Here is a 26,227-nt window from a genome sequence, read left to right on the forward strand (position 1 = left end):
GCGGCTCACAGGTCACCGCCTAGCGCGCCGGAGAACCATAGTTCGCCAAGCGGGGTGTCCTCGCTCTCCCGAACGATCTCCCGCATTTTCTCGGTGGAAATAGCGGGGATCACTGAGGATCCGTCATCGTGGCGCTCGCAGATGACCAATTCCTCGGGCTTCAGCCGATCGGCCATGGCGGGTGAATGCGTGGCGATGAGGAACTGGGTGCGCGCGCTGGCCTCGCGCAACCGGTGGACCAACAACTCCAATGCCTGTGGGTGCAGACCATGGTCGATCTCTTCGACACACGTCAGGGCGGGCGGATTCGGGTCGTAGAGCATCGCCAGCAGCCCGAGCAGCCGGATGGTGCCGTACGAAGCGTCTGCCAACTGAGTCGGACGGCGCAGCCCACGCTCGTTGAGCACGACGATGGCCTCACGAGCCGCACCAGAGGGAAACTCGAAGTCGATGTCCCGCAACTGGGGAAGGACTTGGGCCGCGTCATCGACCAGTTCGTTCCATGCGGTCTCATGTCGGCCGCGCATGTTCAGCAGGAAAGCAGCGAGGTTGGCCGCGTCGTGCTCAAGAAGTTCCTGAGTGCCGCCCACGATCCGGGCGGGCCTCCTTACCGTGGCGACATCGACGTCAAAAACTCGACACGAGGCGAAACCGCCTGCGAGCACCGCTACCTCCGGGCCGCCCTCCTCATCCGACAACCGGGGCAAGGTGGACAGTCCGCTGCTGAGCCTATGGAGTCCCACCGTCCGCTCCTCGACCTGGCCCCCGCCGGTGTCAGCGATGGTGACCTTCGTGTGACGGACTTCAATGCGCCTGCCACGCCCCCCGGCTCTGGTGAACTCGAACCTCTCGCGGCGGGCCACTCCGCCTCGCTCGATGCGCAATACGTACTTGTCGGGCGCCTTGATGGTGCTGTGCGCCGTCCACGTCGCCGTCAGCTTGATGCCGATGGACTCGGGCGGCGTGACCCCGCCGCGAAACACGACACCGTCGAACCCTCCGCGCCAGGCAAGCGCTGGTTCGAGATCAGCGCGGATGACGTCGGAGAGGAAGCGGAACACTTCCAGAACGTTCGTCTTGCCCGCCCCGTTGGGCCCGACCAGCACGTTGAGCGGGCGCAGCGGCAAGGACACGTCGCGCAGGCTGCGAAAGTTCTCCACGTCCAGCGCGAGCAGACGACGATCCACGACCACACCTCCTGACGTTCATCCTTGCCGACCGGTCGACTCGACCCTCACCCGGCACGCCTGTCCGTGCCGAGATTCACCGACGTCAGTGGTCGGTGTGGAGGCGTTCGGCGGCGGCGGTGATGCGTTCGTCGGTGGCGGTCAGGGCTATGCGGACGTGGGTGCCGCCGGTGGGGCCGTAGAAGGTGCCGGGGGCGGCGAGGATGCCGCGCTGGGCCAGCCAGTCCAGGGTCGCCCACGCGCTCTCGCCCGCTCGGGTGGACCAGAGGTAGAGGCCCGCTTCCGAGTGGTCGATGGTGAAGCCCGCCGCTTCCAGGGCGGCACGCAGCGCGGCCCGGCGGGCGGCGAAGCGGGCCTTCTGCTCGGCGACGTGGGTGTCGTCGGCCAGGGCCGCGGTCATCGCAGCCTGCACGGGGCGGGGGACGATCAGACCCGCGTGTTTGCGGACCTCCAGCAGGCCCTTGACCAGGGCCGGGTCGCCGGTGACGAAACCCGCCCGGTAGCCGGCGAGGCTGGAGGACTTGGACAGCGAGTGGACGCTGAGGATGCCGGTGGGGTCGCCGCCGCTGACCGACGGGTGCAGCACCGACACCGGCTCGGTTTCCCAGCCCAGGGTCAGGTAGCACTCGTCGGAGACGACGATGGTGCCGCGTTCACGCGCCCAGTCGACGACCTTGCGCAGGTGCTCGACCGGGAGGACGCGGCCGGTCGGGTTCGACGGGGAGTTGACCCAGACCAGGGCCGGGGCCGCCGGGCCGAGAGCGACCAGGCTGTCCGAGCGGACCACCGTCGCCCCGGCGAGGCGGGCGCCGACCTCGTAGGTCGGGTACGCCAACTCCGGGATGACCACGGTGCCGCCGCGGGCGCCGAGCAGGGTCGGCAGCCAGGCGACCAGCTCCTTGGAGCCGATCGTGGGCAGCACCGCGGCCGGATCGATGCCGGTGACACCGTGCCTGCGGGCCAGGGCCGCGACGGCGGCCTCCCGCAGTTCGGGAATCCCGTGGGTGGTGGGGTAGCCGGGGATCTCCGACGCGGTGGCCAGCGCCGCCTGGATCAGCGGCGACACCGGGTCGACCGGGGTGCCGATGGACAAGTCGACCACGCCGCCCGGGTGCTCGCGCGCCCGCTCGGCGTGGCCTGCCAAAGCATCCCAGGGGAAGTCCGGGAGGTCCGGGAAGCGGGGGATGGCGGTCACTCGCCCTGCGGGGGAAGCGCCTTGATCCAATCCGGGTCGGCGCTGACCTTGCCGGTCTTCGACGCGCCGCCGGGCGAGCCGAGGTCGTCGAAGAAGTCGACGTTGGCCTTGGTGTAGGCCGTCCACTGGTCCGGGACGTCGTCCTCGTAGTAGATGGCCTCGACCGGGCAGACCGGTTCGCAGGCACCGCAGTCCACGCACTCGTCGGGGTGGATGTAGAGCATCCGGTCGCCCTCGTAGATGCAGTCGACGGGACATTCCTCGATGCACGCCTTGTCGAGAACGTCGACGCAGGGCTCGGCGATCACGTAGGTCACTGCGCTCTCCTGGTCCTTCATGGTGTTCAGCGCGCACTCGGGAGGATGCGCGACCATTCGACAGTATCTCTCGCGCCGGACGCGGGCACGCACCCGGTGCCGCCTAGCTCACATGGCGGTCAGCACACTTCAGGGGTGGACAGCATCGACGAACTGGAAACCGTGTGCGCGGACGCGTGGCCACCGCTGGTAGAGACCCGACTCGGCGACTGGCGCCTGCGGGCGGCCGGGGGCTACACGGGGCGGGCGAACAGCGCGCTGATCTGCGGGTCTCCCGGGGTGCGGACGCCAGTGGCGTTGGACACAGTGGTCGAGTTCGCTTCCCGGCACGGGATTCGGCCCTATGCGCAGGTGGTCACCGGGTCGCGCTGGGAGGCCGAGTTCGCCGCCGCCGGGTGGGCGGTCAATCTCGCGCACCCCAAGGGGGCCGAGTCAGCGGTGTTGACCAGTCCGCTCGTCGTCGCCGGGCCCGGGGCGGAGGTCTTTTCGTCCCTGCCCGCCGAGTGGCCCGCCGCTGGTGAGCTGACGGCGGCGCAGCGGCATGTGCTGACCAGTGGGCCGAAGGTCGGGTTCGCGACTGTGCGGGGTGCTGGTCGGGTCGTGGGGGTGGCTCGGGGGTGTGTGGTGGGGGAATGGCTGCATATCTCGGTGTTGGAGGTGGAGCCGGAGTGGCGGGGGCGGGGGTTGGGGCGGTTTCTGTTGGCTGGATTGGATGTTTGGGGGGCTGAGGCGGGGGCTGTTCGGCGGGTGTTGCAGGTTTCGGTGGATAACGTGGGGGCGTTGGGGTTGTACGCGGGGTTGGGGTATCGGCGGTCGCATTGCTATCGGTATTGGGGGGCTTCGTAGGGGGCTTGCTTGAGTGGGTTGGCTGGGCCGGGTTTCGTTGGCAGGAGGGCGGGTTCGCTGTCGTCCCGCGCGCCGTCGGGAACATCGCAGGGTTGGGCTTGGCTGGCAGGAGGGTGGGTCAGGTGGGCGGGTGGGCGGCCAGCCATTTGCGGCCTTTTTTGGCGGCGCGTTTGAGGGCGCTGCGTTCGCCTAGGTAGTCGGCGGCCATGCCGATTATGGGGAGGTAGCCGAGGGCTCGGTGGTAGAAGCGGCCTTGGGGGCGCTTGTCGAGTTCGTCGCCTAGGGACCAGAGGGTTTGGGCTAGGCGGCGGAGGGCTCGGGCGGTGGCCTTGACCGTGACTTTGCCGTGGCGTTTGGTGGATTCGTCCAGGTCTTCGGTTAGTTTCTTGGCCGCTTCGGTTTCCTGGGCTGGGGTCAGGTGGTCGCCGTGGCCTGCGGCCAGGTGGGGGTCTATGTCGCGGTTGAAGAGGACCTTGGCGATGAGGCGGACGCGTTCGGCTTGGTCGGTGACGCCGTGTTCTGCGGCTATGGCGGTGAGCATGAGAGCCTGGCCTGCTGTGGCCAGGGCGTTTTGAATCGGGAGGCGGTCCGCCAGGGCGCCGCCCAGGCCGGGGATGGACGCCAGTAGCACCGTGACGCGGCCCACGCGGTTGACCCACCAGCGGTCGCGTTGGTCGACGGTCATGGTTTCCCAGGCCGTGGTTCCGGGGAACTGGACGCTTTCCAGGCCGCGCAGCAGCCTTCTGCGCAGGCCGCGCTTGACCTTGGCCAACTCCTGGGCGTCTTCGTGGTCGACCGGGGTCGCGTGGGTGGGTAACGCGCGGCGGGCTGCGCCCAGGGGGTTGGCGTCGCGGAGGGCGTCGAGCATGGGGGTGGTGGCGCGGACGAACGGGCGCAGCACCGTCACCACCTGCTTGTCGGTGATCCTGTCAGCCACGGGTGGTTCCCTTCGCCGGTCGCCTCCCAGTCTTGTCGATCGGGGGTGCGAGCACCGATTGGGCGAGCACGTCGCCGATTTTGATCGTGGCCGGGAAGGCTCCCCCGGCCAGCAGCAGCAGGGTCCGCCAGTCGGCGAGGATGATCATGTCGCCGCCCGGGACGACCACCAGGAACGCCAGCAGGGTGGCCAGCCAGACGAACAGCGGGCCGCCCGCGACCACCGCCCTGCGCTTGATCCGGCCCGCGCGGACGACCAGCCACGGCAAGGTCAGCGCCGCCACGACGATGGTGATCGGGAACGGGATGCCGCCGAGGTCCGGCAGCACCCGGCCGTCGAGGCGCAGGGGCAGGAACAGCACCTCGAACAGGGCCAGCACCGCGCTCACAACCAGCAGCCAGCCGTAGCGGGCCGCCTCGCCGATGTTCACCGGTCGGCGCCCACGTGCTCGACGGGGGCCAGGCCGCCGAAGACGTCGGCGGTGGCCGCGGTGACGCTGTCAGACGTGCCGTTGGCCAGAATGTAGGACTCGTGGTCGATGACCGGGTGGGCAACGCCGTTGGACAGGGCGTAGCTGTGCAGGCCGTCTTGGCCCTGCCAGACGCTGACCTGGGTCGCGTGGGCGCGCAGGGCCCGCAGTTTGGCGGGCAGGTGGTCGGCGATGGCGACCGTGGTGGTGATCTCCGCGTCGTCCACCACCGACAGTTCGCCGGGTTCGGGCAGCCGGAACGGCAGGTCCGCGACATCCGCGAGGGCGGCCAGGCCCTCTTCGACGGCACGTCTGGACACCACGGCGTAGTACAGGCGGGCGACCTCGGGCACACCCGCCGCCGCGGCCACGGTGATCTCGTGGGCGCGGATGTGGTCGGGGTGGCCGTAGCCGCCGTCGGGGCCGTAGGTGACCACGACCTGGGGGCGGACGTCGCGCAGGATCGCCGCCAGCGCCTCGGTCTGCTCGGCCGGGTCGCCGTTGACGAACGCGCGCGGGTGGTCGTTGGCTGGGACGCCCGCCATGCCGGAGTCGCGCCAGCGGCCCATGCCGCCGAGGTAGCGGTGGTCGGACACGCCGAGCGCGGCGCAGGCCGCGCGCAGTTCGGCGACCCGGTATCCGCCGAGCTGGTCGGCCGCGGCCGCGCCGAGCTGGGCCAGGGACTCCGGGATGATCTCCCCCTCTTCGCCGAGGGTGCAGGTGACCAGGGTGACCTGGACGCCCGCGGCGGCGTAGCGGGCGATGGTCCCGCCGGTCCACAGGCTCTCGTCGTCGGGGTGCGCGTGGACGAGCAGCAGTCGTGGTGGGGCAGTGAGCATCGGGTTCAGCCTTCGCGATTCCTCGCCTGCCGCTGCGGGCGGGCGCTGCACAGGTAGGGCAATCGCCTGCGCGCGAACGAGCGCCGCGCACCGTGGCGGGGGAGGTGTCCCCCGTTGGCAGACAGTACTACGCCCGCACGCCGCGCCACGGAAGAACACTGCGGTAAGGCAAACAGTGCTCTGCGGCGAGACAGACTATGGCAAGACAGCCCGTTCCTCGGCGAAGTGGCAAGCGGACAGGGTGGCGCCGTGCGCGCGCAGCGGCGGTTCCTCTTCCGCGCAGATGTCCTGGGCTTTCCAGCAGCGGGTGCGGAACCGGCAGCCAGAGGGCGGGGAGACCGGGCTCGGGACGTCGCCGGTGAGCACGATGCGCCGCCGCTGCCGCTCCAGGCGCGGATCGGGCACCGGGACCGCGGACAGCAGCGCCTGGGTGTAGGGGTGGCTGGGGTGGCCGTAAATGGCGTCCCGGTCGCCTATCTCGACAATCTTTCCCAGGTACATCACCGCGACCCGGTCAGAGATGTGCCGCACCACCGACAGGTCGTGCGCGACGAACAGGTAGGCCAGACCGAGCCGCTCTTGCAGTTCCTCCAACAGGTTCACCACGCCCGCCTGCACGGAGACGTCCAACGCGGACACCGGCTCGTCCAGCACGATCAGCTTCGGGTCCAGCGCCAGGGCGCGGGCGATGCCGATGCGCTGGCGCTGGCCGCCGGAGAACTCGTGCGGGTAGCGGTTGCGGTGCTCGGGGTTGAGGCCGACCAGTTCGAGCAGTTCGTCCACCCGGTGCTGGACGCCGGTGGCCCGGCCGTGGATGCGCAGCGGCTCGGCGACGACGTCGTTGACCTGCCAGCGCGGGTCGAGCGAGGCGTAGGGGTCCTGGAAGACGATCTGCATGTCGCGGCGCAGCGGGCGCAGTTGCGCGGCGGTGAGCGTGGTCAGCTCGCGGCCGGAGAACCGGACGGACCCGGAAGTGGGCTTGTGCAACTGCAGGATCGCGCGTCCGGTGGTGGTCTTGCCGCAGCCGGACTCGCCGACCAGGCCGAGTGTTTCGCCCTCGCGCAGGTCGAAACTGACCCCGGAGACGGCTTGGACGTGCCCGACCGTGCGCGGGATGATCCCGCCGCCGCGCACGGGGAACGACTTGACCAGGGCGTCGACGCGCAGCAGCGGCTCCCCGGTCATGCCCGCCCGCCTTTCTCTTCCGCAGCAATGGAATCAACCGCATTGGAATCGACCACGACGGAATCACCGGACGGGGATTCCTCGATCACCGGCATGTCCGGGTCGGCCGTGGTGAGCGCGGCCGGGTTCTCCATCACGCCGATCTCCTCGTGCTCGAACAGCGACTGCGGGCGGCTCAGGGTCGACAGGTGCTGCCAGCGGTGGCACCGGGTGGCGTGGTCGGCCCGTTCGGTGGGCAGCAGCAGCGGCTCGGCCGTGCGGCACTCGTCCTCGGCGAGCGGGCAGCGCGGGGAGAACGCGCACCCGGTGGGCAGGTTGATCAGCGACGGCGGCGCGCCCTTGATGGGGGTGAGCCGCTTGCCGAGCGCGGCCGGGTTGGGCAGCGAGCCGAGCAGGCCGACGGTGTAGGGCATCCTCGGGTAGTCGAACAGCTCGTCGACGGGCCCGGACTCGACCACCGTGCCGCCGTACATGACCTGCACCCGGTCGACCATGCCCGCCACGACGCCGAGGTCGTGGGTGATCATGACGATGGCCGTCGCGGTCTCGTCGCGGATGCGCAGCAGCGTCTCCAGGATCTGCGCCTGCACGGTCACGTCGAGCGCGGTGGTCGGCTCGTCGGCGATGATCACGTCCGGGTCGTTGATGATGGCCATGGCGATCACCACGCGCTGGCGCATCCCGCCGGAGAACTCGTGCGGGTACTGCTTGGCGCTGCGGTCCGGCCGCGGGATGCCGACCAGGTCCAGCGCCTCGACGGCCTTGGCCCACGCCGCCTTCTTCGACACCGCGTGGTGGGCGCGGTAGGCCTCGGCGAGCTGCCAGCCGATCGTGTAGACCGGGTTCAGGGACGTCATCGGGTCCTGGAAGATCATCGCGACGCCGTTGTTGCGCACGCTCCGCATGTCCTTGTAGGACAAACCGACCAGCTCGCGGTCGCGGTAGCGGATGGAGCCGGTGACTTTCGCGCCTGCGGGCAGCAGGCCCAGCACCGCCATCGACGACACCGACTTGCCGGAGCCGGACTCGCCGACGATGCCCAGCACCTCGCGCGGGCGCAGGCGGTAGGAGACCCCGCGCACCGCGTGGACGTCGCCGTCGTCGGTCGGGAAGGTCACCGACAGGTCCTCGACGGCGAGCACCGAGTCGGTCATGGTCGCGTCGGTCATGGTCGCGGTCATCAGGCACGCACCTTCGTCTGCCTCGGGTCGAACGCGTCGCGCAGCCCGTCGCCGATGAAGTTCACCGCGAGCGAGAGCAGCACGATCACCACGAACGGCCCCCAGAACAGCCACGGCCTGCTGGTGATCTGCGAGTAGTTCTCGTTGATGATCAGCCCCAGCGAGGTGTCCGGCGGCTGCACGCCCAGCCCGATGAACGACAGCGCCGCCTCCGACAGCACGGCGGTGGCGACCGCGAGCGTGGTGTTGACGGTGATCGTGCCGACCATGTTCGGCACCAGGTGCCGGAAGATGATCCACCGGGTGCGCGCGCCCGCCGCGCGGGCAGCCTCGATGAACTCGCGCTGCGCCAGCGACAGCGTCTCGCCCCGGGTGATCCGGGCGGTCTGCATCCAGGCGAACGCGGCCAGGATGAACGCGACGGTGTACCAGCTCCCGTCGAACGCGCGTACCAGGATCGCGGCGACCGCGATCTGCGGGATGATGAGCATGAGGTCGGTAAACCGGCTGATAGCGCTATCCACGAATCCGCGCAGATATCCGGCGAGAGCGCCTAGAGCGACGCCGACAATGGTGGAGCCGAGCGCGACGACCAACGCGATCTGCACCGACAGCCGGGTGCCCACGATGAGCTGGGCCAGCATGTCCTTGCCGGTCTGGTTGGTGCCCAGCGGGTGCGCCGGGCTGGGCGGCAGGTAGCCGCGGCTGGTGGTGTCGTCCACCGGGATCGTCCAGAACAGCGGCCCCAGCAGGCCGAACAGCACGATCAGGGTGAACACGGCCAGGCTCGCCACGGCGAGGCGGTGGCGGAAGAAGCGGCGCAGCACCAGGGTGCTCTGCTTGCGCGCCTTGGTGGCGTCGAACTCGCCGGTCACCACGGTTCCGGCGGCCGGGACGCCGCTGGGCTGCGAGGGGTTGGCTCTCGGGTCGCTAGGCAAGGCGGATCCTCGGGTCGAGGATGCCGTACATGAGGTCGGCAACCAGGTTGAACACGACGACCAGCGCGGCGGTGACCATCAGCCAACCCATCAGCATGTTGGGGTCGAACGTCCGGACGGACTGCACCAGCAAGTTGCCCATCCCCTTCCAGCCGAACACGGTCTCGGTGATGATCGCCCCGGAGAACAGCACGGCCGCGTTGAGCGAGAACAGCGTGGTCACCGGGATCATCGCGTTGCGGAACGCGTGCCGGAAGATCACCCGGCGCTGCGAGATGCCCTTCGCGCGGGCCGTGCGCACGTAGTCGGAGTTCAGCGTCTCCAGCATCGACGCGCGCTGGAAGCGGCTGTAGGCGGCGAAGCTGATCAGCGTCAGGGTCAGCGTCGGCAGCAGGTACGTGCCGGTGTAGGAGAACAGCCAGTCGCCGAAGCCGCCGCTGAACCCGCCCTCAGCCGGGCTGACGGTGGTCAGCCACCGGTCCATGCCCAGGCTTTCCAGCAGGTTGTTGAACTGGATGCCGTAGGTCTTGAGGATGACCGCGACGCACACCACGGGCATCGAGAACATCAGGAACGCGCTGGACGTGGCGATGTAGTCGAAAATCGAGTACTGCTTCACGGCGGCGAGCACGCCGACCGCGACGCCGAAGACGATGGCCAGCACCTCCGCGCCGATCACCAGCCGGGCGGTGACCCACAGGCCGCGCATGACCGAGTCGAAGATGTCGACCTTGGCCTGCCCGAGCGCGATGCTCTGCCCCCAGTCGCCCCGCAGGAAGTTCACCAGCCACGTCCAGTAGCGCACGATGATCGGCTGGTCGAGCCCGAGGCTGACCTCCAGGGCGCGGACCTGGGCCTCGGTGACGCCCGGCTTCGCCCGCAACTCGGCCACCGGGTTCCCGGCCCCGGCGACCATGAAGAAGCACAGGAAGCTGCCGACCAGCAGGATCGGGACGGAGATCAGCAGCCGTCTGGTGATGAAGCGAATCACGTCAGACCTCCTCGGATGGGGCACGCTCCGCCCGGAAGGCGGGACCGGACTTGTGGTCCGGCCCCGCCTGTCTCGTCCGGAACGACTCGCCGACCACTACCGTCGGCTAAGAGGCGCGGGTTAAGAGGTCTTGACCCACTCGTTGGCGTTCCAGAGCGCGCCGTTGTAGGACTGGAAGTAAACCTTGTCGATGCTCTTGAACGCCCACATGTTCGGGAGCTGGAACAGCGGCAGCGAGTAGTTGTCGGCGGCGAGGAGCTTGTCGGCTTCCTGGTAAGCCGCCCGGCTCTTGGCCTCGTCGAGGTTGCTCACCCCGTCGTTGAACGCCGCGTCCACCTTGGGGTTGCTGTAGGCCGACCAGTTCTGCCCGCCGCCGGTCTCGTAGATCGACTTCTGCTGGGACTTGAACGGCGCGGCCGACCAGGCGAACAGCGCGATGTCGTAGTCGCCCTTGCTGACCCGGGTGTCGAGGAAGTTCGAGTCGGTGTCGTCCACGATCTCGAAGCCAGCCGCCTTGCACTGGGACTGGATCAGCTCGACGGTCTGCTTGCGGCGCGGGATCGCGGTATGGCTGATCTTGAGGGTGACCTTCTCGCCGTTCTTGGCCGCGAAGCCGTCGCCGCCGAAGGTGAAGCCCGCGCTTTCCAGGGTCTTCTTGGCCTCGGCCGCGTCGCCCTTGTACTGCGCGTAGTTGTCGGTGTAGCCCTCTTCACCCTGGAAGAAGGTCAGCGAGCCGAGCGGCTTCGCGTTCTCCAGCACCGGCCGGATCAGCTTGTCGGTCAACTCTTCGCGGTTGACGCACTGCATGAACGCCCTGCGCACGGCGGCGTCGGCGAGCCACTTGTTCTTGTAGTTCAGGTCCAGGTGCTCGAAGGACAGGCCGTTGGCCGCGCCGAAGACCACCTTCTGGCCGGACAGCCCGCGCAGCCGCTCGGCGGCGTTGACGTCGGGCTGGGCCATGGAGTTGACGTGGACGTCGCCGTTCTCCAGGGCCTGGGCCTGGGCGACCTGGTCGGAGATGCCGCGCAGCACGATCTTCGCCGGGCCGCCGGGCTTGCCCGCCCACTTGGGGTTGCGCTCCAGGGTGACCGAGCTGTCCTGCTCGAACGCGGTGATGACGTACTGGGCGGACGAGGGCATCAGGGCGGCGTCGAAGCCGTTCCACTTCGTCTTCCAGAACTCGGCGGCCTTGGCCAGCGCGGCCTGGTCGCCGCCGGTCGGGGTCAGCGTGGTGACGTCCGCGACACCGGTCGCCTTCTCCAGGACGTGCGCGGGCAGGATGTCGTTCCGCACACCGAACAGGCCCTTGTAGTCCGGGTAGGTGGTGCTGAAGGTGGTGACGACCTCGGTCGGGGTCTTGCACTCGACCTTGTCGACCAGCTCATAGCCGGTGGTGCCCGCGGCGAGGAACAGGTCCTTGCCGTCCGCGCCCTTCGCCTTGCCCGCCTGGCTGAGCCAGGTCAGGTAGAAGTCGTCGCAGTCCCACGCCTCGCCGTCGGACCAGACGACACCGGGCTTGATCTTCCAGGAGACCGTCTGCGGCGACTCGCTGGTCACCTCGACGCCTTCCATGACGTCCTTGTTGAGCAAGACCTTGTTGTTGCCGTCCAGCTTGTACGCGCCGGACAGCACCATGGTCAGCGCGAAGGCGTTGTAGGAGTTGTTGGCGTCCGAGGTCTGGTTGTTGTACGCCGTGTACGGGTTGTCGGTCGACACGATGAACGTGTCGCTGGATTGCGGCACCTCGGGCGAGGTGTACTCGTCGCCCGACTGGCCCTTCGAGACCGCCATCGCCGCGACGTCGCCCGTGGGCTCGGTGGCGCCGCCGCCGTCCCCCGTCGTACCGCCGCAAGCGCTCAGTAAGAGCGAGGTACCCACGACCGCCGCGATAGGCAGCGAGCTTCGCTTAGTCGACACGTGCCCTCCTAGCACAGGGCCCAACACGGCCGGTCCGACCGATCGGAGCCCAACCCATCACGCCCCCAACGACCGTTGGGCGGCGCACTAGAGGGGGACGCTAGGAACAGAGCGTGGTCCCGGTCACCGGTCATCGGTCGATCGTGACCAAAGGGTGACTCCCGGTGCGGACACGAAACGCGACTGTTACCAGACAGTAGGTAACGAAAACCGGCGCTGCTCTGGGTGGGCTAGCTCACTGGATCGTCCGCCGCCACAGCGGGGCCGTCGCGAACGGGCCGACGAACGGCGGCCCCACGGTCACCCCGGTCATCTCGCGTCGGACGACGAGCGTGTCAGCTTCCTGATACAGCGGGATCGCCACCGCCAGGTCCCACAGGGCGGGCTCCAGTTGGGTCAGCGCGTCCGGCAGCGCCATGGCCCCGGTCAGCGTCGCGTCGATGGTCTGCTGGACGGTCGGGTCGCAGAAGCCCGCCGGGTTGGCCGGGGTCGCGGGCTCGGTCCGCGCGCAGCCGAACCGGGTGGCGAGCACCGTGGCCGGGTCGCCTGCGGCGGGCTGCGGGACCACGGCGAGGTCGACCTGGGTCGCCGGGGCGGTCGCGCGGGGGGCGAGCAGGTCGGTGAACAGCCCCTCCCCGGACGGGGTGACCAGCCGCGACCGCACGCCACCGGCGGAAAGCTGACGCTGCACCTCCCGCGCCATCGCCACATACTCCGGCTGTTCCTCCGGGGCGCCGATGACCAGGTTGAGCGGGGCGTCGCCGAGCGCCCAACTGCCGTTGACCCTGGTGTAGCCCGCCTCCGTGAACAGGCTCTCCGCCAACGCCGGGTCTGGCCCGGCGGGCGCGGTCGCGGTGTACCCGGGCGCGCTGGGGGCGAGCACCTGGGCGTTGGCGGGCAGCGTGCCCGCCTGCCCCCCGTCCGTGCCCGCCCGCACCACGGCGGCCCGGTCGACCAGCGCGGCGACGGCGGCGCGGACCCGCTGGTCGCTCATGGCCGAGGTGACCGGCCGGAGCAGGACCGTCGCGACGGTCGGCCGCGGCACGGTCTGCGTGGTCGCCGCGGGCCGCAGACTCGCGAAAGCGGCGCTGCCCTCGGCGTCGAGCGTGGTCAGCGCGATCTGGTTGTGCCCAGCGCGCAGGGCGCCCGCGATGCCGTTGACATCGCCGCGGCGCAAGATGATCCGGTCCAGCGGCACCGGCTCTTCCCAGTAGCGGTCGTTGCGCTCCAACACGACCTCGCCGCGGTCGCGGTCAAGCCCCTTCATCGCGAACGGGCCGCCGCTGACCGGGAAACCGTCACGCAGCACGTTCGCCCAGCCGCCAGGAATGTCCTTGAGCAGGTGGGCGGGCAGCAGACCGGTGAACAGGCTCCGCCACCCCGGGTAGGGCTTGGCGAAGGTCACCTCGACAACCCGGCCCGCCTCCCGCGCGGAGATGTTCTCGATGAGCGCGTAACCCGCGCCGTCGACCACACCCGGCTCTTCGCGAAGCTGCTCCCACAGGTAGACGAAGTCCTCCGCGGCGATGGGGGCGCTGTCCGACCAGGAGGCTTCCGGGCGCAGCCGGTAGGTCACCGTGTACGGCTCGGCCTTGGTGACCTCGGCGGAGACCATGAGCGTGCGGTCCAGGGTGGGCGTCCCGTCGGCGGCCGGGCGGAACACCGAGGGGAGCAGGACGCTGGCGAGCGCGGTGGTGATCGTGGACTGGTCGGACAGCTTGTGCGGGTTGTAACCACCGCGGAGACTGTCGACGCCGACGACGGCTTCGCCGGGGTTGGGCTGGCGGGTGGGCGCGGTGCGGGCCACCTCGGTCGTGACCAGCGGCGGCGGGGGCGCGTTGGTGCAGCCTGCTAAGCAGGCCGCGGCGGCGGCCAGGGCGGCCCAGGTCCTCATCCGCACGTCAGTCCTCCTCCCCCAGGTCCGACCATGCTTTCAGATTCGGGTGCGGGGGTTGCAGGTGGCCTTTTGCTTGCTGCTGGTTGCCTGCGGCTTGCGGGGTCTGCTCGCAGGGCCGGGTTTCGTTGACAGGAGGGCGGGATTGCCACTCCACCCGTCGAGCACTTGGCGAGCTTGGTGAGGCCAGGCAGGTGGGTAGGCGCGCAGGCCGCACCATGCCCGCGAAAGACCTCTATCCGCCGCCCCACAGCCCCCACAACAAACCCCACCCACCCTGGGGGCCTGCCCTGCTCCAGTCTACCGGGGCAGGCCGACAATCCAGGTGGGAACGATCTTGCCTGTGGACAACTCGCGGCTGGATAACTCGCGGCGCAGGGGGTGCCTGCGCCGCGAGTCGGGAGTTACTTCTGGTCCCTGGCCTTGTCGCGGGAGCGCTGGCGGCCTCGGGTGGTGGCGTCGAGGATGACCTTGCGGACGCGGACGACGTCGGGGGCGACTTCGACGCATTCGTCGTTGGCGCAGAACTCCAGGGCCTCTTCCAGGCTCAGCTTGCGGGGCCTGGCCAGGGTCTCCATGACGTCCGCGGAGGAGGAGCGCATGTTGGTGAGCTTCTTCTCCTTGGTGACGTTCACGTCCAGGTCCTCGGCGCGGGGGTTCTCGCCGACGACCATGCCCTCGTAGACCTCGGCGCCGGGCTCGACGAAGAAGGTGCCCCGGTCGGCGAGTTGCAGCATGGCGTAAGCCGTGACCGGGCCCTGCCGGTCGGCGACCAAGGAGCCGGAGTGGCGGCTGCGGATCTCGCCCGCCCAGGGGAAGTAGCCCTCGAAGATGGCGTTGGCGATGCCGGTGCCGCGGGTCTCGGTGAGGAAGTCGGTGCGGAAGCCGATCAGGCCGCGGGACGGGACGACGTACTCGACCTTGATCCGGCCGGTGCCGTGGCCGCCCATGTGCTCAAGGCGGCCCTTGCGGGCGGCCAGGAGCTGGGTGATGGCGCCCAGGTGCTCTTCTGGCGCGTCCACGGTGAGCCGCTCGAACGGCTCGTGCAGCTTGCCGTCGATCTGGCGGGTGACGACCTCGGGCTTGCCGACGGTCAGCTCGAAGCCCTCGCGGCGCATCTGCTCGACCAGGATGGCCAGGGCGAGCTCGCCTCGGCCCTGGACCTCCCAGGCGTCGGGGCGCTCGGTGGGCAGCACCCGGACGCTGACGTTGCCGACCAGTTCGCTGTCGAGGCGGGACTTGAGCATCCGCGCGGTCAGCTTGTTGCCGCCGTTGCGGCCCGCCAGCGGCGAGGTGTTCACGCCGACGGTCATGGAGATCGCGGGCTCGTCCACGGTCAGCCGGGGCAGCGCGATCGGGTGCTCCGGGTCGGCCAGGGTGTCGCCGATGGTGATCTCGGGGATGCCCGCGATGGCGACCAGCTCACCTGCGCTCGCCTCTTCCGCAGGCACGCGGTCGAGGGCTTCGGTGATCAGCAGCTCGGTGATGCGCACGTTGCCGACCGAGCCGTCCTCGCGGCACCAGGCCACGGTCTGGCCCTTGCGGATGCGGCCCGCGTGGATGCGGCAGAGCGCGATGCGGCCGAGGAAGCTGGACGCGTCGAGGTTGGTGACCAGGGCGCTGAGCGGGGCGGAGGCGTCGGCCAGCGGCGCGGGCACCTTCTCCATCAGCAGGTCGAACAGCGGGTCGAGGTTTTCGCTGTCGGGCAGGCCGCCGTCCTCGGGCTGGGTGAGGCTGGCCCGCCCGGCGCGCGCTGAGGCGTAGACGACCGGCAGGTCGAGGACCGACTCGTCCAGGTCGTCCAGCTCGGAGGCCAGGTCGAGCAGCAGGTCGTGGGTTTCCTCGACGACCTCGGCGATGCGGGCGTCTGGCCGGTCGACCTTGTTGACCACGAGCACCACGGGCAGGCCGGAGGCCAGCGCCTTGCGGAGCACGAAGCGGGTCTGCGGCAGCGGGCCCTCGCTGGCGTCGACCAGCAGCAGCACGCCGTCGACCATGGCCAGGCCGCGCTCGACCTCGCCGCCGAAGTCGGCGTGGCCGGGGGTGTCGACCACGTTGATGACGACCGGGCCGTCTGGGGTCTGGCGGCGGACGGCGGTGTTCTTCGCCAGGATCGTGATGCCCTTCTCCCGCTCGAGCTCGCCGGAGTCCATGACCCGGTCGACAAGCTCGGCGCGGGCGGCGAAGGCCCCCGACTGGCGGAGCATCGCGTCGACCAGGGTGGTTTTCCCATGGTCGACGTGCGCGACGATCGCGACGTTGCGAAGATCGTTCCTACGGGTTTCGGTCGCGGTCAGCGGGGCGCTGGCGGTCGCTGTGGGCACGCGCGTGCTCCTGGTTCCTTCTCAGACGTTGAGGGCAGCCCACAGATCCGGTCAACAGCGGGTCGACGCTGAAGGGGGCGCCCGGCGCAGCAAACAAGCTGCTACTGGCTACAACAGGATACCTCCCGGCCCGGTGTGACCAGCACCACCCGGCGATCAAGGAAGGTTAACCTACCCTAAGGCGAACGGTTCACCGACGAACGGAGCAGCGGGAATGGGCGCGAAGCACGCGGGCACGCCCGCCGACGCGGTGAAGAAGCTCATGAAAAAGGGCAAAGTCAAGAAGAAGTGCTGCCGCTCGAAGTCGGCCTGCAAGAAGTGCCCGGTCCTGGCCCTCAAGCGGGTCAAGGCCGAGCTGCGCAAGGCCGCTTGAGCCGCACGCCACCGGCGTCAGGGTCGCGTCACCCCGTCAGCGCCTCGTTGAGCAGCGCGAGTTCCTGGCACGTGCGGCTCGCCTGGAACTCGATGATCTCGTAGTGCGCCAGGCTCCGCTCGGAGAACGGGTCGGTCGCCAGCAGGGCGGTGAGCTTGTCCCGGCTCATCGGCCGGGTGATGATCACCCCGCCGGTGCGCGGGTTCCGGCGCCCCGAGGCCAGGAAGTAGCCAGCCTCGTACTGCCTGTTCAGCCATGCCGCGTGGTCTGGCAGCGCGTAGTCGATCTCTTCCAGCGGAGCCGTGTAAGTGATCAGTACGACGAACATGGTTTCACGGTAAACCGTGGCGCTCCGGTTCCGCGCGCGCTAACGTCGCATCGATGCGAACTCTCAACGTCTCCCTGTGGCAGGCCGCCGACCGGCGGCCCTGACAGCCATGCGTTGAGCAACCCCAGGCCGCCCACTCGGGCGGCCTTTTCGCTGTTCGGGTGGGCTCTGACAAGGAGAAACCCGAAGATGACCCGCCTGTCCGCGATCACCCCGTCCGGCCACGCCCATATCGGCAACCACCTGGGCGCCGTCCGGCGCTGGGCCTGCGAGGGCCGTCCCGGCGACCTGTACTTCGTCAGCGACCTGCACGCCATGACGGTGTCCTACAACCCGGCGCGGCTGCGCGCCCTGTCCCGCGAGCTGCTGGCGGTGCTGGTCGCCGCTGGCATCGACGCCGACCAGGTGTTCGTCCAGTCCGACCTGGTGCGGGAACTGGGGGCGCTGAGCTGGGTGCTGGAGTGCGCGTGCTCGTTCGGGGAGGCGGCCAGGATGACGCAGTTCAAGCAGAAGTCCGACAGCCAGGGCATGGTCCGGCTCGGCCTGCTGACCTACCCGGTCCTGATGGCCGCAGACATCCTGCTGTCCGGCGCGGACGAGGTCCCGGTCGGCGAGGACCAGACCCAGCACGTCGAACTGGCCAGGAGCCTGGCGCGGCGCTTCAACACCACCTACGGCGAGGTCTTCACCGTGCCGACGGCGGTGACCCCGCCGACCGCGGCCAGGGTCATGGACCTGTCCGACCCCGGCCGGAAGATGTCGAAGTCCACACAGGACGCGGCGGGCACGGTGTTCGTCCTAGACGATCCCGACCTGATCCGCCGCAAGATCCGCCGCGCGGTGACCGACGGCGAGGCGCGCCTGGAGTACCGCCCCGATGAGCAGCCCGGCCTGGCGAACCTGCTGGAGATCCTGGCGGCCTGCCTGGGCAAGTCCCCACGGGAGGCCGCCGCCGCCTACCGGTCCTACGGGGAGGTCAAGAACGCCGCGGCCGAAGCGGTGATCGAGGAACTGCGGCCGATCCGCACCCGGGCGATGGATCTGCTGCGGGACCCGGCCGAACTGGACCGAGTCCGCGCGCACGGCGCGGCCCGCGCCACCGAACGCGGCGCCCACCGCCTCGCCGCGGCCCTACGCCTGTCCGGCGTCGGCTGAACGCCATGGCCTTGACCGGGGTCGCCCCGCCCCGGTCAAGGCCACCCTCTTATCGCAAGAGGGCACGCAGAGCGGGAAGCAGGACACGGTCTGCCGGAAGCCAGTCAACGGTGTCAAGAGTCCCCTCGGTAAGCCACTGAACACTCCGGTGATCCCGCGCCTCCGGCTCACCCCCGGCCAGAGTGGCTGCGTAGACCCGCAGCACCAGAGCGTCGGTCAGCACGACGTCCGGCCCCACCGGCTCCCCCACCGCCACACTGATCCCCAGTTCCTCGGCACACTCCCGCCGCACCGCGTCCACATCGGACTCCCCCGGCTCGACCCGCCCGCCCGGCAGCTCCCACTTGCCCGCAGCGTCCACCGGATACGCGCGTTCCTGGGCGAGCAGCCGCCCGTCCCGCACAACCGCCGCCCCCACCACAACCGCCGCCGACGCCAGTTCGACCGCCCGCCCGGCGACCCGCTCCACCACCGAACGCGCCCAAGCCTCCGGCCTCCACCCGTCGACCACACAACTCACCCGCGCCCCCGCCCCGAACGGCTCAACCACCACTTCCAGCGCGCTCACTCCAGGCAATCCACCCACCGCCACCGCCCGCAACCCACCCACCCCCACCTCGACGACCCGCAACCGCGTGCCCCGCGCCCGCACCTCGTCCCCCGGCGCAAGCAGCCGATCCCCACCACACAGACCAACCACAGCCGCCTCCCCCGAAGCGGCCGACACCGCGCGCACAGGAGCGGGAACCAAAACAGAAACACGATGAACGGACATACCAAGATCCTGCCGCCAACCGACCAAGCCCAACCCAGTCAGGTGCTCAATGAAGTGGAGCAGCCAACCTGCCACCCCCTGCCAGACCGCAGGACCCCCGCCTCCTGCCAACCGCGCCCAACCTGCCAAGCGCTCGACGGAGTGGAGGAGCAACCCGCCCCCTGCCAGGCCGAACCAACGCCCGCCAAGTGCTCGATGGGGTGGAGTGGTTTCTTCGGGGGAGAAGGAAGATCGCTAAGCTGGCCGCGCGTGTGATGCCGCAGGCTTCCCACCCTCTTTCACACGGGCGATCTTCCTTCGTAGGGGCCCCGAAGAAACCACTCCACCCCATCGAGCAGACCCCCACAAGCAGCTCACTGAGGCCGAGCGATGGCCCGCCAGCTCACCAGGAACCGCGCCCCACCCTCCGGCGACTCCCCCACCCGCACAGCCCCACCGCGCCGCCGAACAACCTCAGCGACCAGCGCCAGCCCCAACCCTGTCCCACCACTGCTCCGCGCACGGTCATCCTGCACCCGGTAAAAGCGATCGAACACCCGCGCACGATGTTCCGGGGCGATACCGTGCCCGTCGTCGTCCACCACGATCCGAGCAGACGTGACACCCGCCAGCACGGTGACCGTCACGCTCGCACGCGCGTGCCGGAAAGCGTTGCGCAGCAGGTTGTCCAGCACCAGGTCCACTTCGGACGGAGCGGCCAGCACCCAGCACGGCCCCGGCGGCACGTGCACCTGGACAGCAGGCCCATCCCCAGAGCACCGGGCGGCCGCGTCAACCGCCGCGACGCTGAGATCGACAGGCTCGGCGGGCGGAAGCTCACCCGCGTCAGACCGAGCCAGGGTGAGCAGACCGTCCACCAGCGCGGACAGGCGTTCGGACTCGCGCACGACCTCGGTCAGCACTTCCTGGGACAGTTCCGGGTCCGGGTGGGCGACGGCGACCTCCGCCTGCACCCGAATCGAGGCAACCGGTGAACGCAGCTCATGCGCTGCGTCCCCGGTGAACCGGCGAAGGCGGTCGGCGGCCTCGTCCCGCCGGGCCAGCAGGTCGTTGAGCGCGCCCGCCAGGGAGCGCAGCTCGTCTTGGGCCTCGGGCAGCGGAAGCCTGCGCCCGGCGCCGAGGCGGGCGGCGGCGGTGCGCATCCGCTCGACCGGCCGCAGGGACGAGCGGACCGCGAACCAGGTCGCCAGGGCCGCGGTGGCCGCGGCCAGGACGGCGCCCACGATCAGCCAGCGCAGCGCGTGGCCCTGCGCGGCCACGTAGCCGACCAGGCCGGTGCCGACCGCGACCAGCCGCTGGGAGCCGTCGGGGGCGGTGGCGACGGTGCCAAGCCAGCGCGCTGGTGGGGTGTCGCCTTCGCGGAGCACGGGGGTGCCCGCTTTGAGGACGCGGACGTCCGCGGGGGCCAGCGCGGGCTGCGGGCCGCCGTCGACCGGGGCGCCCGCGGTGTCCAGGACGCGGACCTGGATGTTCGGTGACCCCGGCTCGACCGGCTTCCCCTGCTCGACGTGGGCCGTGGCAGCGGACATGGCCGCGGTGAGCTCGGCGTCGGCGGCGCCGACCAGCAGCGGGCCGATCATGCCGCTGGTGAGCCAGGCCAGGCCGATGAGCACCGCCAGGGTCGCCGCGGTGGCGACCGTGGTGACCCGGAAGCGCATGGAGCGCCGGAGCCAGAGGCTGCGCGGGCGGATCACCTCGGCGGCGCGCCCGCCGGGTCGAGGGCCGCGTCGATCTCCGTGGTGGAGGCGAGATAGACATGGCCGCGCACGGTGCGCACGATGCCGCCCGCGCCAGCCGCGTCGAGCTTGCGGCGCAGGTAGCCGACGTAGACCTCGACGGCGTTGCGGGTGGCGGCCTGCTCGTCGCCCCAGACCGCGCGCAGCAGCTCGTCCTTGGTGACGACCGCCCCGGCGCGGCCCGCGAGCGCGTCGAGGACGGCGAACTCGCGTGGGCTCAGCGCGACCGGGGCGCCCGCGAAGCTCACCTCGCGGGCGCCGCGGTCGATCACCAGCTGGCCCAGCCGCAGCCTGCGCCCGCCGTCCTCCGCGCCGCGGCGCAGCACAGCCCGCACCTGCGCGACGAGCACGACGAAGGAGAACGGTTTGACCAGGTAGCCGTCCGCGCCGAGGTCGAGGCCGTCGGCCTGGTCGATCTCGCCGTCCTTGGCCGAGACCAGCAGCACCGGGGTGCGCACGCCCTCGTGCCGCAGCCGCTCCAGCACCCGGTAGCCGGACAGGCCGGGCAGCATGATGTCGAGCAGGATCACGTCGAAGGTGCCGGTCATCGCGATCCGCAGGGCGCTGGGCCCGTCGCCCGCGACCACCACGTCCATGCCTTCCGCGGTGAGCCCGCGCTGCAGCGCCCGGCGCACGCCGAGCTCGTCGTCGACCACCAGCACCCGAGGCTTCACGTCTGCCATCATGGCCGTTCGACGGGCATCCCGGCACGGCTTCTCAGCGGTCTCTCAGCAGCCAGGGCGCTCTCAGCGCCATCTCAGGTCCTCCGGCGCACTCTTCTAGGGCGGGAACAACGACCCGAACAGGGAGAAGCAATGAACAGGAAAAGGACGGCGCTGGCCGTCGCAGCGGCGGGGACGGCCACCGGGGTGGTCGGGCTGGTCCTGATCGCGAGCCCGGCAGGCGCGGGCGAGGCCCCGCCCGCGCTGCCGGACATCAGCGCCGAGGCTTTGGTGCAGTCCGTGCTCGACGCCGACGCGCCCGCGATGGCCGGTGCGGTGGAGCTGCGCAACGACCTCGGGCTGCCCCTGCCGGGCCTGCCGCAGGGCAAGCCGGGCGAGGACGTCGCCCGGATCTACGCCGACGGCCAGGGCCGCGCCCGGCTGTCGCTGGACGAGGGCGGCTCCGAGCGCACGATCGTGCACGACGGGTCGACGACCTGGATCTGGAACTCGGCCACCCGCTCGGTGCAGAAGTTGGAGGGCGGCCCGGACGAGGAGCGCGCCGAGAGGATGGCCGACCCGGCCACCGCGGCCCGCGACTTCGTGGCGCTGATGCAGAAGGACAGCACCGTCACCGTGGACGGCACCGCCCGCGTCGCCGACCGGCCCGCCTACCAACTGGTGCTGACCCCGAAGCCGACCGAGCGCACGCTGCTGCGCGAGGTGCGGATCGCGGTCGACTCCGAGACCCGGCTGCCGCTGCGGCTGGACGTGCTGGCCAACGGCCAGGCCGAGCCCGCGCTGCGGGTCGGCTTCACCGAGTTCGCCACCGGCGCGCAGGACGCGGGCCTGTTCTCGTTCACCCCGCCCGCCGGGGCGAAGGTGACCGAGGGCGAGCGGGGCGAGCGGCCGTCCAAGCAGGAGCGCACCGACGCGCTCGAAGGCCTCGACCTCAAGCACGTCGGCGAAGGCTGGGACACCGTGCTGACGGGCAAGCTGCCCGCCGACGCGCTGACCCGGCAGGCGCCCGAGAACGGCCGCGGCGACCGCGGCCCGGCCACCGGGCTCGACCTGCTCAAGCAGGTCGGCAAGGAGGTCAGCGGACCGTTCGGCTCCGGCTACGTGGTGACCACCAAGGTCGGCACGGCGCTGGTCACCACCGACGGCCGGGTCGCGCTCGGCGCGGTCCCGCAGCAGGTGCTCGTCGACGCGCTCGGGCAGAAGTGAGCGGCGTTTCCGAGGGGACGGTCGCGGCGCCCGCCGCGGCCGTCCCGCCCGCCGCCCGCACGCGGGGGCTGCGCAAGGTCTACCGGGGCACGGTCGCGGTGGACAGCGTGGACCTTGAGGTGCCCACCGGCGCGGTGCTGGGGATGCTCGGCCCCAACGGTTCCGGCAAGACCACGACCATCCGGATGCTGCTCGGCCTGGTGACGCCCACCGCGGGCGAGGTCGAGCTGCTCGGCCAGAAGATGCCAGACGGCGCGGCGCTGGCGCTGCCCGAGGTGGGCGCGCTGGTGGAGGGCCCGGGGTTCCACCCGTTCCTGTCCGGCCGGGAGAACCTGATGCGGGTCGCCGCGGCCGAGCCGCTGCTGGCGTCCGCGCGCATCCCCGGGGCCGTCGCCGACGCGCTGGAGCGGGTCGGGCTGACCCGCGCGGCGGGCAGGCGCTACCGGGGGTACTCGCTGGGCATGAAGCAGCGCCTCGGCCTGGCGTCGGCGCTGCTGGTGCCGCGCCGGTTCGTCATCCTCGACGAGCCCACCAACGGCCTGGACCCTGCGGGCACCCGCGAGGTGCGGGCGGTCATCGCCGACCTGCACGCTGCGGGCACCACGGTGCTGGTGTCCTCGCACCTGCTCGCCGAAGTCGAGGCGACCTGCACGCACGTCGCGGTGCTCAACCAGGGCACCGTCGTCGCCCAGGGCGAGCTGGCCGCGCTGCTGGAAGCGGGCAGCGCGAACCTGCTGGTGACCACCCCGGAGGTGACCCGCGCGGTGGAGGCGCTGCGCGACCACCGCATCCCCGCCCGCGCCGTCCCCGACGGGCTGCGCGTCGACCTCACCGCGACCACCGCGCCGCAGGTCGTGGAGACGCTGGTCCACGCGGGCGTCCCGGTGCACGAGGTGCGCAGGCAGCGCACCGGCCTGGAAGACCTGTTCGCCCGGCTCACCGAGGACACCAACGTCATCGAAGACGCCGCCCTGGACGACCTGGCCACCTTGATCCCCGAGGACGCCCGATGACCGCCATGACCGTGCCCGCCCCGCTCACCGCCCGCCGCGCCCCGCTGCCGCGGCTGATGCGCTCGGAGCTGCGGATGATGCTGCGCCGCCCGCGCACCCTCATCGGCCTCGGCCTGCTGGCCCTGGTGCCGGTCGTCGCGGGCATCGGCATCGCGATCGCCACCGACGCCAACAGCGACGAGCCGATGGGGCAGGGCCTGGAGACGCTGGTGGCGGGCAACGGGCTGCTGCTGCCGGTGTTCGCGCTGGTCGTGTCGCTGAACATGCTGCTGCCGCTGACCGGGGCGATGCTGGCCGCCGACGCCCTCGCGGGCGAGACCGCGCACGGCACCCTGCGCAACCTGCTCACCGCCCCGGTCGGCCGGGCCCGGCTGCTCGCGGTGAAGGCGTTCGGCGTGGCCACCGTCAGCCTGCTGGCGACCCTGCTCATGGCGGTCACCGGCACCATCGCGGGCATCCTGCTGCTCGGCGGCGAGGGGATGCTGACCTCGTCGGGCACCCAGCTGCCGTTCCTCGACGGCGTGGGCCGGGTGCTGCTGACCGTGGTCCTGGTGACCGTGCAGGTGTGGGCGCTGGCCGCGGTCGCGCTGGCGGTGTCGGCGTGGACCGAGCACCCGCTGATCGTCGTGGTGGTGTCGCTGGGGCTGGTCATCGTGTCCGGGGTGCTCAGCGTCATCCCGGCGCTGGACTGGCTGGACCCGGTGCTGATCACCACAAGCTGGCAGTCGGTCAGCGACGTCGTCCGCGACCCGCTGCCCACCGGCTCGATCACCGAGGGCCTGCTCCGCGCGGCCTGCTACATCGTGATCGGCTATTCACTGGCGCTGTCCCGAATACTCACCCGCGACGGCTGACCCCGACGCGGCTCAGCCCTGGCACACCAGCCCGGGGCGGTTCAACCCGGGCGGGCCTGCCCGGGACCGGCTCAGCCCAACCCGGCCCAATCCGGGCAGCTCAATCCGGGGCAGGCTGGCCGGGCCGAGGGCGGGTGGACGTGCGGTCGGCACCGGGGGGAGCCGACCGCACGGCCGCTTGCCGGGGGTCGCGGGCGCACCGGTCAGCCCAGGATCGCCAGCCCATCCGGGTCCAGGGCCAGGCGCACGGCAGCGCCGACCTCCGGCGCGCCCGCGACCCCGGCCACCGCGTCGACCACGCGGGTCCCGGTGTCCACCACCAGCCGCACGTGGTCGCGGCGGTGGACGCGGGCGGTGACGGTCCCCTCGACCGGGCCGCCGCCGACCCGCAGACCGGTGGGCCGCAGCCCCAGGCGGACATCGCCGTCGGGCGCCCACGGAAGCCCGACCGCGCCGAACTCGCAGGTCACCCGCCCGGCGGTGACCTCAGCGTCGACCACGATGCCGCACCCGAGGAACCGCGCGGTCTCCTCGTCCACCGGCCGCCGCCACACCTCGTCCGGCCGCCCCACCTGGCTGATCCGCCCGCCCCGCATCACCGCGACCCGGTCGGCGAGAGTGAACGCCTCATCGTGGTCGTGGGTGACCAGCAAGGCCGTGGTGCCAGCCGAGCGCAGAACGCGGGACAGGTCGAGAGCCAGGTTCTCCCGCAACGCCCGGTCCAAAGCGGACAGCGGCTCGTCCAACAACAGCAACCGAGGCCGAGGCGCCAACGCCCGGGCCAATGCCACCCGCTGCTGCTCCCCACCGGACAACTCGGTGACCCGCCGCGCCCCATAACCGGCGAGCCCCACCATCTCCAGCAACTCCCCCACCCGCGCCACCCGCTCCCCCTTGGCGACCCCGCGCATCCGCAGCCCGAAGGCCACATTGCCCGCGACATCCCGGTGCGGGAACAGCTGCCCGTCCTGGAAGACCAACCCGAACCCGCGCCTGTGCACGGGAGTCCTCCCAAGATCGACCCCGTCCCACCGCACCACCCCCGCGGCAGGCCGCTCCAACCCCGCCACCGCCCGCAACAGCGTCGACTTCCCACACCCGGACGGCCCCAGCAACGCCACCACCTCACCGTCGGCGACCTCGATGTCCACATCGGACACAGCGGTCAGCGCCCCATACCGCACGGTGATTTCCTCAACCCGCAGCACGCCGCCCCTCCCCTGCCCCGCGGGTGGCCTCGGGGCACTCCGAGGTTCCCACAACAGGGCCTTCCAGGTCATCGGAGGCAGTTCCCGCACCGCGATGAACGCGGGACACGTCGCGCGGGCCCACCCTGCGCGCCAGCAGCCACCCCAGCCACGCCCCCACCACATTCGCGATCAGGTCGTCGGCTGCCACAGCCCCACGCTCGGTCACGAACCCCTGGAACGACTCCGCGGCCACCGAAACCGCCAGCGCGAACACCACCGGCTTCACCCAGTCACGGGTCGCGACCCCCTCAGGCAGCGAGATCAGCCCCAGCGCCACCCCCAGTGGCGCGAAAAGGGCGGTATTGGCCGCGGTGGCCACCGCGACATTGCCGAAGCTGGGCGAGAGCAACCCCCGCACGGTATCCACGAGGGGAACGAGGCTGAACCTGGCCTCAAGCAGCGATGTCGAAGGCAGCACCACCGTCACGTACACCACGACCGACAACCACACCACTATCGCGGCACCCGCCACCACGCGCACCGAGCCCGCCCCAGGACACCGACGGGCCAACGCCCATCCGGCAACCAGCAGCGCCAGCAACACGATTCCGGCAGAGAAACTGACCGGATTGCCGAACGAACGCAGCAACGACGTCACCGAACTCTTCGCCCCCTCAAGACCGTCCCGTCCCAG

General features: G+C 70.8%; 25 protein-coding genes. 6 read left to right on the forward strand and 19 right to left on the reverse strand.

Annotation, left to right across the window (positions count from 1 at the left end):
* Positions 1 to 5: 5 nt before the first annotated feature.
* The 3 genes from BLS56_RS14650 to fdxA all read right to left on the reverse strand — a co-directional run bounded on the left by BLS56_RS14650 (position 6) and on the right by fdxA (position 2,699).
* Positions 6 to 1,187 carry an AAA family ATPase gene (locus BLS56_RS14650; RefSeq protein ID WP_091450879.1) on the reverse strand — a complete coding sequence of 394 codons (1,182 nt, stop codon included), beginning with the start codon at positions 1,185 to 1,187 and terminating at the stop codon, positions 6 to 8.
* A gap of 85 nt (positions 1,188 to 1,272) precedes the next feature.
* Positions 1,273 to 2,382 (reverse strand): succinyldiaminopimelate transaminase, encoded by a 1,110-nt coding sequence (gene dapC, locus BLS56_RS14655; RefSeq protein ID WP_324187523.1) that lies wholly within the window; start codon positions 2,380 to 2,382, stop codon positions 1,273 to 1,275.
* On the reverse strand, positions 2,379 to 2,699 hold the full coding sequence (gene fdxA / locus BLS56_RS32275) for a ferredoxin (protein ID WP_228771641.1): 321 nt from the start codon (positions 2,697 to 2,699) through the stop codon (positions 2,379 to 2,381). The genes dapC and fdxA overlap by 4 nt, the downstream gene beginning before the upstream one ends.
* A 135-nt stretch (positions 2,700 to 2,834) precedes the next feature.
* Here fdxA and BLS56_RS14660 point away from each other — a divergent pair, with 135 nt between their 5' ends.
* A complete protein-coding gene (locus BLS56_RS14660; protein ID WP_091450599.1) occupies positions 2,835 to 3,545 on the forward strand; it encodes a GNAT family N-acetyltransferase in 711 nt (236 codons plus the stop codon).
* Positions 3,546 to 3,663: 118 nt separating this feature from the next.
* Here BLS56_RS14660 and BLS56_RS14665 read toward each other — a convergent pair whose 3' ends face one another.
* The 10 genes from BLS56_RS14665 to typA form a co-directional block, all read right to left on the reverse strand.
* Complete coding sequence (locus BLS56_RS14665; RefSeq protein WP_091450600.1) at positions 3,664 to 4,482, reverse strand: hypothetical protein; 819 nt, start codon at positions 4,480 to 4,482, stop codon at positions 3,664 to 3,666.
* On the reverse strand, positions 4,475 to 4,912 hold the full coding sequence (locus BLS56_RS14670) for a hypothetical protein (RefSeq protein WP_091450602.1): 438 nt from the start codon (positions 4,910 to 4,912) through the stop codon (positions 4,475 to 4,477). Before BLS56_RS14670 ends, BLS56_RS14665 begins: the two co-directional genes overlap by 8 nt.
* Positions 4,909 to 5,790: an N-acetyl-1-D-myo-inositol-2-amino-2-deoxy-alpha-D-glucopyranoside deacetylase gene (gene mshB / locus BLS56_RS14675; RefSeq protein ID WP_091450604.1), complete on the reverse strand. Its 882-nt coding sequence runs from the start codon at positions 5,788 to 5,790 to the stop codon at positions 4,909 to 4,911. Before mshB ends, BLS56_RS14670 begins: the two co-directional genes overlap by 4 nt.
* A gap of 195 nt (positions 5,791 to 5,985) precedes the next feature.
* On the reverse strand, positions 5,986 to 6,975 hold the full coding sequence (locus BLS56_RS14680; protein ID WP_091450606.1) for an ABC transporter ATP-binding protein: 990 nt from the start codon (positions 6,973 to 6,975) through the stop codon (positions 5,986 to 5,988).
* Complete coding sequence (locus tag BLS56_RS14685) at positions 6,972 to 8,156, reverse strand: ABC transporter ATP-binding protein (protein WP_091450608.1); 1,185 nt, start codon at positions 8,154 to 8,156, stop codon at positions 6,972 to 6,974. The genes BLS56_RS14680 and BLS56_RS14685 overlap by 4 nt, the downstream gene beginning before the upstream one ends.
* Positions 8,156 to 9,034: an ABC transporter permease gene (locus BLS56_RS14690; RefSeq protein ID WP_091450609.1), complete on the reverse strand. Its 879-nt coding sequence runs from the start codon at positions 9,032 to 9,034 to the stop codon at positions 8,156 to 8,158. The genes BLS56_RS14685 and BLS56_RS14690 overlap by 1 nt, the downstream gene beginning before the upstream one ends.
* A gap of 52 nt (positions 9,035 to 9,086) precedes the next feature.
* Complete coding sequence (locus BLS56_RS14695; protein WP_091450611.1) at positions 9,087 to 10,085, reverse strand: ABC transporter permease; 999 nt, start codon at positions 10,083 to 10,085, stop codon at positions 9,087 to 9,089.
* A 120-nt stretch (positions 10,086 to 10,205) separates the two neighbouring features.
* Entirely contained in the window at positions 10,206 to 12,002 is a 1,797-nt protein-coding gene (locus BLS56_RS14700) for an ABC transporter family substrate-binding protein (protein WP_091450612.1), read from the reverse strand.
* 235 nt (positions 12,003 to 12,237) lie between these two features.
* Entirely contained in the window at positions 12,238 to 13,896 is a 1,659-nt protein-coding gene (locus BLS56_RS14705) for an ABC transporter family substrate-binding protein (protein WP_091450614.1), read from the reverse strand.
* A 404-nt stretch (positions 13,897 to 14,300) separates the two neighbouring features.
* A complete protein-coding gene (typA, locus tag BLS56_RS14710; RefSeq protein ID WP_091450616.1) occupies positions 14,301 to 16,220 on the reverse strand; it encodes a translational GTPase TypA in 1,920 nt (639 codons plus the stop codon).
* A gap of 214 nt (positions 16,221 to 16,434) precedes the next feature.
* Between typA and BLS56_RS31415 the strand changes: the two genes are divergently transcribed.
* A complete protein-coding gene (locus BLS56_RS31415) occupies positions 16,435 to 16,593 on the forward strand; it encodes a hypothetical protein (protein WP_175482830.1) in 159 nt (52 codons plus the stop codon).
* Positions 16,594 to 16,621: 28 nt separating this feature from the next.
* Here the strand turns inward: BLS56_RS31415 and BLS56_RS14715 are convergent, their stop codons facing one another.
* Entirely contained in the window at positions 16,622 to 16,921 is a 300-nt protein-coding gene (locus tag BLS56_RS14715) for a YciI family protein (RefSeq protein WP_091450617.1), read from the reverse strand.
* A 189-nt stretch (positions 16,922 to 17,110) separates the two neighbouring features.
* Between BLS56_RS14715 and trpS the strand changes: the two genes are divergently transcribed.
* Entirely contained in the window at positions 17,111 to 18,076 is a 966-nt protein-coding gene (trpS, locus tag BLS56_RS14720) for a tryptophan--tRNA ligase (protein ID WP_091450619.1), read from the forward strand.
* Between the two features lie 49 nt (positions 18,077 to 18,125).
* Here trpS and BLS56_RS32280 read toward each other — a convergent pair whose 3' ends face one another.
* From BLS56_RS32280 to BLS56_RS14735, 3 genes are all read right to left on the reverse strand, one after another.
* Positions 18,126 to 18,515 (reverse strand): (deoxy)nucleoside triphosphate pyrophosphohydrolase, encoded by a 390-nt coding sequence (locus BLS56_RS32280; protein WP_228771662.1) that lies wholly within the window; start codon positions 18,513 to 18,515, stop codon positions 18,126 to 18,128.
* A gap of 689 nt (positions 18,516 to 19,204) precedes the next feature.
* Complete coding sequence (locus tag BLS56_RS14730; RefSeq protein WP_228771642.1) at positions 19,205 to 20,509, reverse strand: sensor histidine kinase; 1,305 nt, start codon at positions 20,507 to 20,509, stop codon at positions 19,205 to 19,207.
* Positions 20,510 to 20,541: 32 nt separating this feature from the next.
* Positions 20,542 to 21,273, reverse strand: a complete 732-nt coding sequence (locus BLS56_RS14735) for a response regulator transcription factor (protein WP_175482831.1) — start codon at positions 21,271 to 21,273, stop codon at positions 20,542 to 20,544.
* Between the two features lie 129 nt (positions 21,274 to 21,402).
* Between BLS56_RS14735 and BLS56_RS14740 the strand changes: the two genes are divergently transcribed.
* From BLS56_RS14740 to BLS56_RS14750, 3 genes are read left to right on the forward strand one after another with little or no spacing between them, the layout of a single operon-like run.
* Positions 21,403 to 22,476 (forward strand): LolA family protein, encoded by a 1,074-nt coding sequence (locus tag BLS56_RS14740; RefSeq protein WP_091450622.1) that lies wholly within the window; start codon positions 21,403 to 21,405, stop codon positions 22,474 to 22,476.
* Positions 22,473 to 23,489, forward strand: a complete 1,017-nt coding sequence (locus tag BLS56_RS14745) for an ABC transporter ATP-binding protein (RefSeq protein ID WP_091450624.1) — start codon at positions 22,473 to 22,475, stop codon at positions 23,487 to 23,489. The genes BLS56_RS14740 and BLS56_RS14745 overlap by 4 nt, the downstream gene beginning before the upstream one ends.
* Positions 23,486 to 24,343, forward strand: a complete 858-nt coding sequence (locus tag BLS56_RS14750; RefSeq protein ID WP_091450626.1) for an ABC transporter permease — start codon at positions 23,486 to 23,488, stop codon at positions 24,341 to 24,343. Before BLS56_RS14745 ends, BLS56_RS14750 begins: the two co-directional genes overlap by 4 nt.
* A gap of 203 nt (positions 24,344 to 24,546) precedes the next feature.
* On the opposite strand, the gene BLS56_RS14755 is transcribed toward BLS56_RS14750, so the two are convergent.
* Together BLS56_RS14755 and BLS56_RS14760 are read right to left on the reverse strand one after the other, a co-directional pair.
* A complete protein-coding gene (locus BLS56_RS14755) occupies positions 24,547 to 25,551 on the reverse strand; it encodes an ABC transporter ATP-binding protein (RefSeq protein ID WP_228771643.1) in 1,005 nt (334 codons plus the stop codon).
* Positions 25,538 to 26,191, reverse strand: coding sequence for a VanZ family protein (locus BLS56_RS14760; protein WP_175482832.1), 654 nt, complete (start codon positions 26,189 to 26,191; stop codon positions 25,538 to 25,540). Before BLS56_RS14760 ends, BLS56_RS14755 begins: the two co-directional genes overlap by 14 nt.
* Between the last annotated feature and the right edge of the window lie 36 nt (positions 26,192 to 26,227).

It is taken from the genome of Actinokineospora iranica (assembly GCF_900101685.1).
Taxonomy (GTDB): domain Bacteria; phylum Actinomycetota; class Actinomycetes; order Mycobacteriales; family Pseudonocardiaceae; genus Actinokineospora; species Actinokineospora iranica.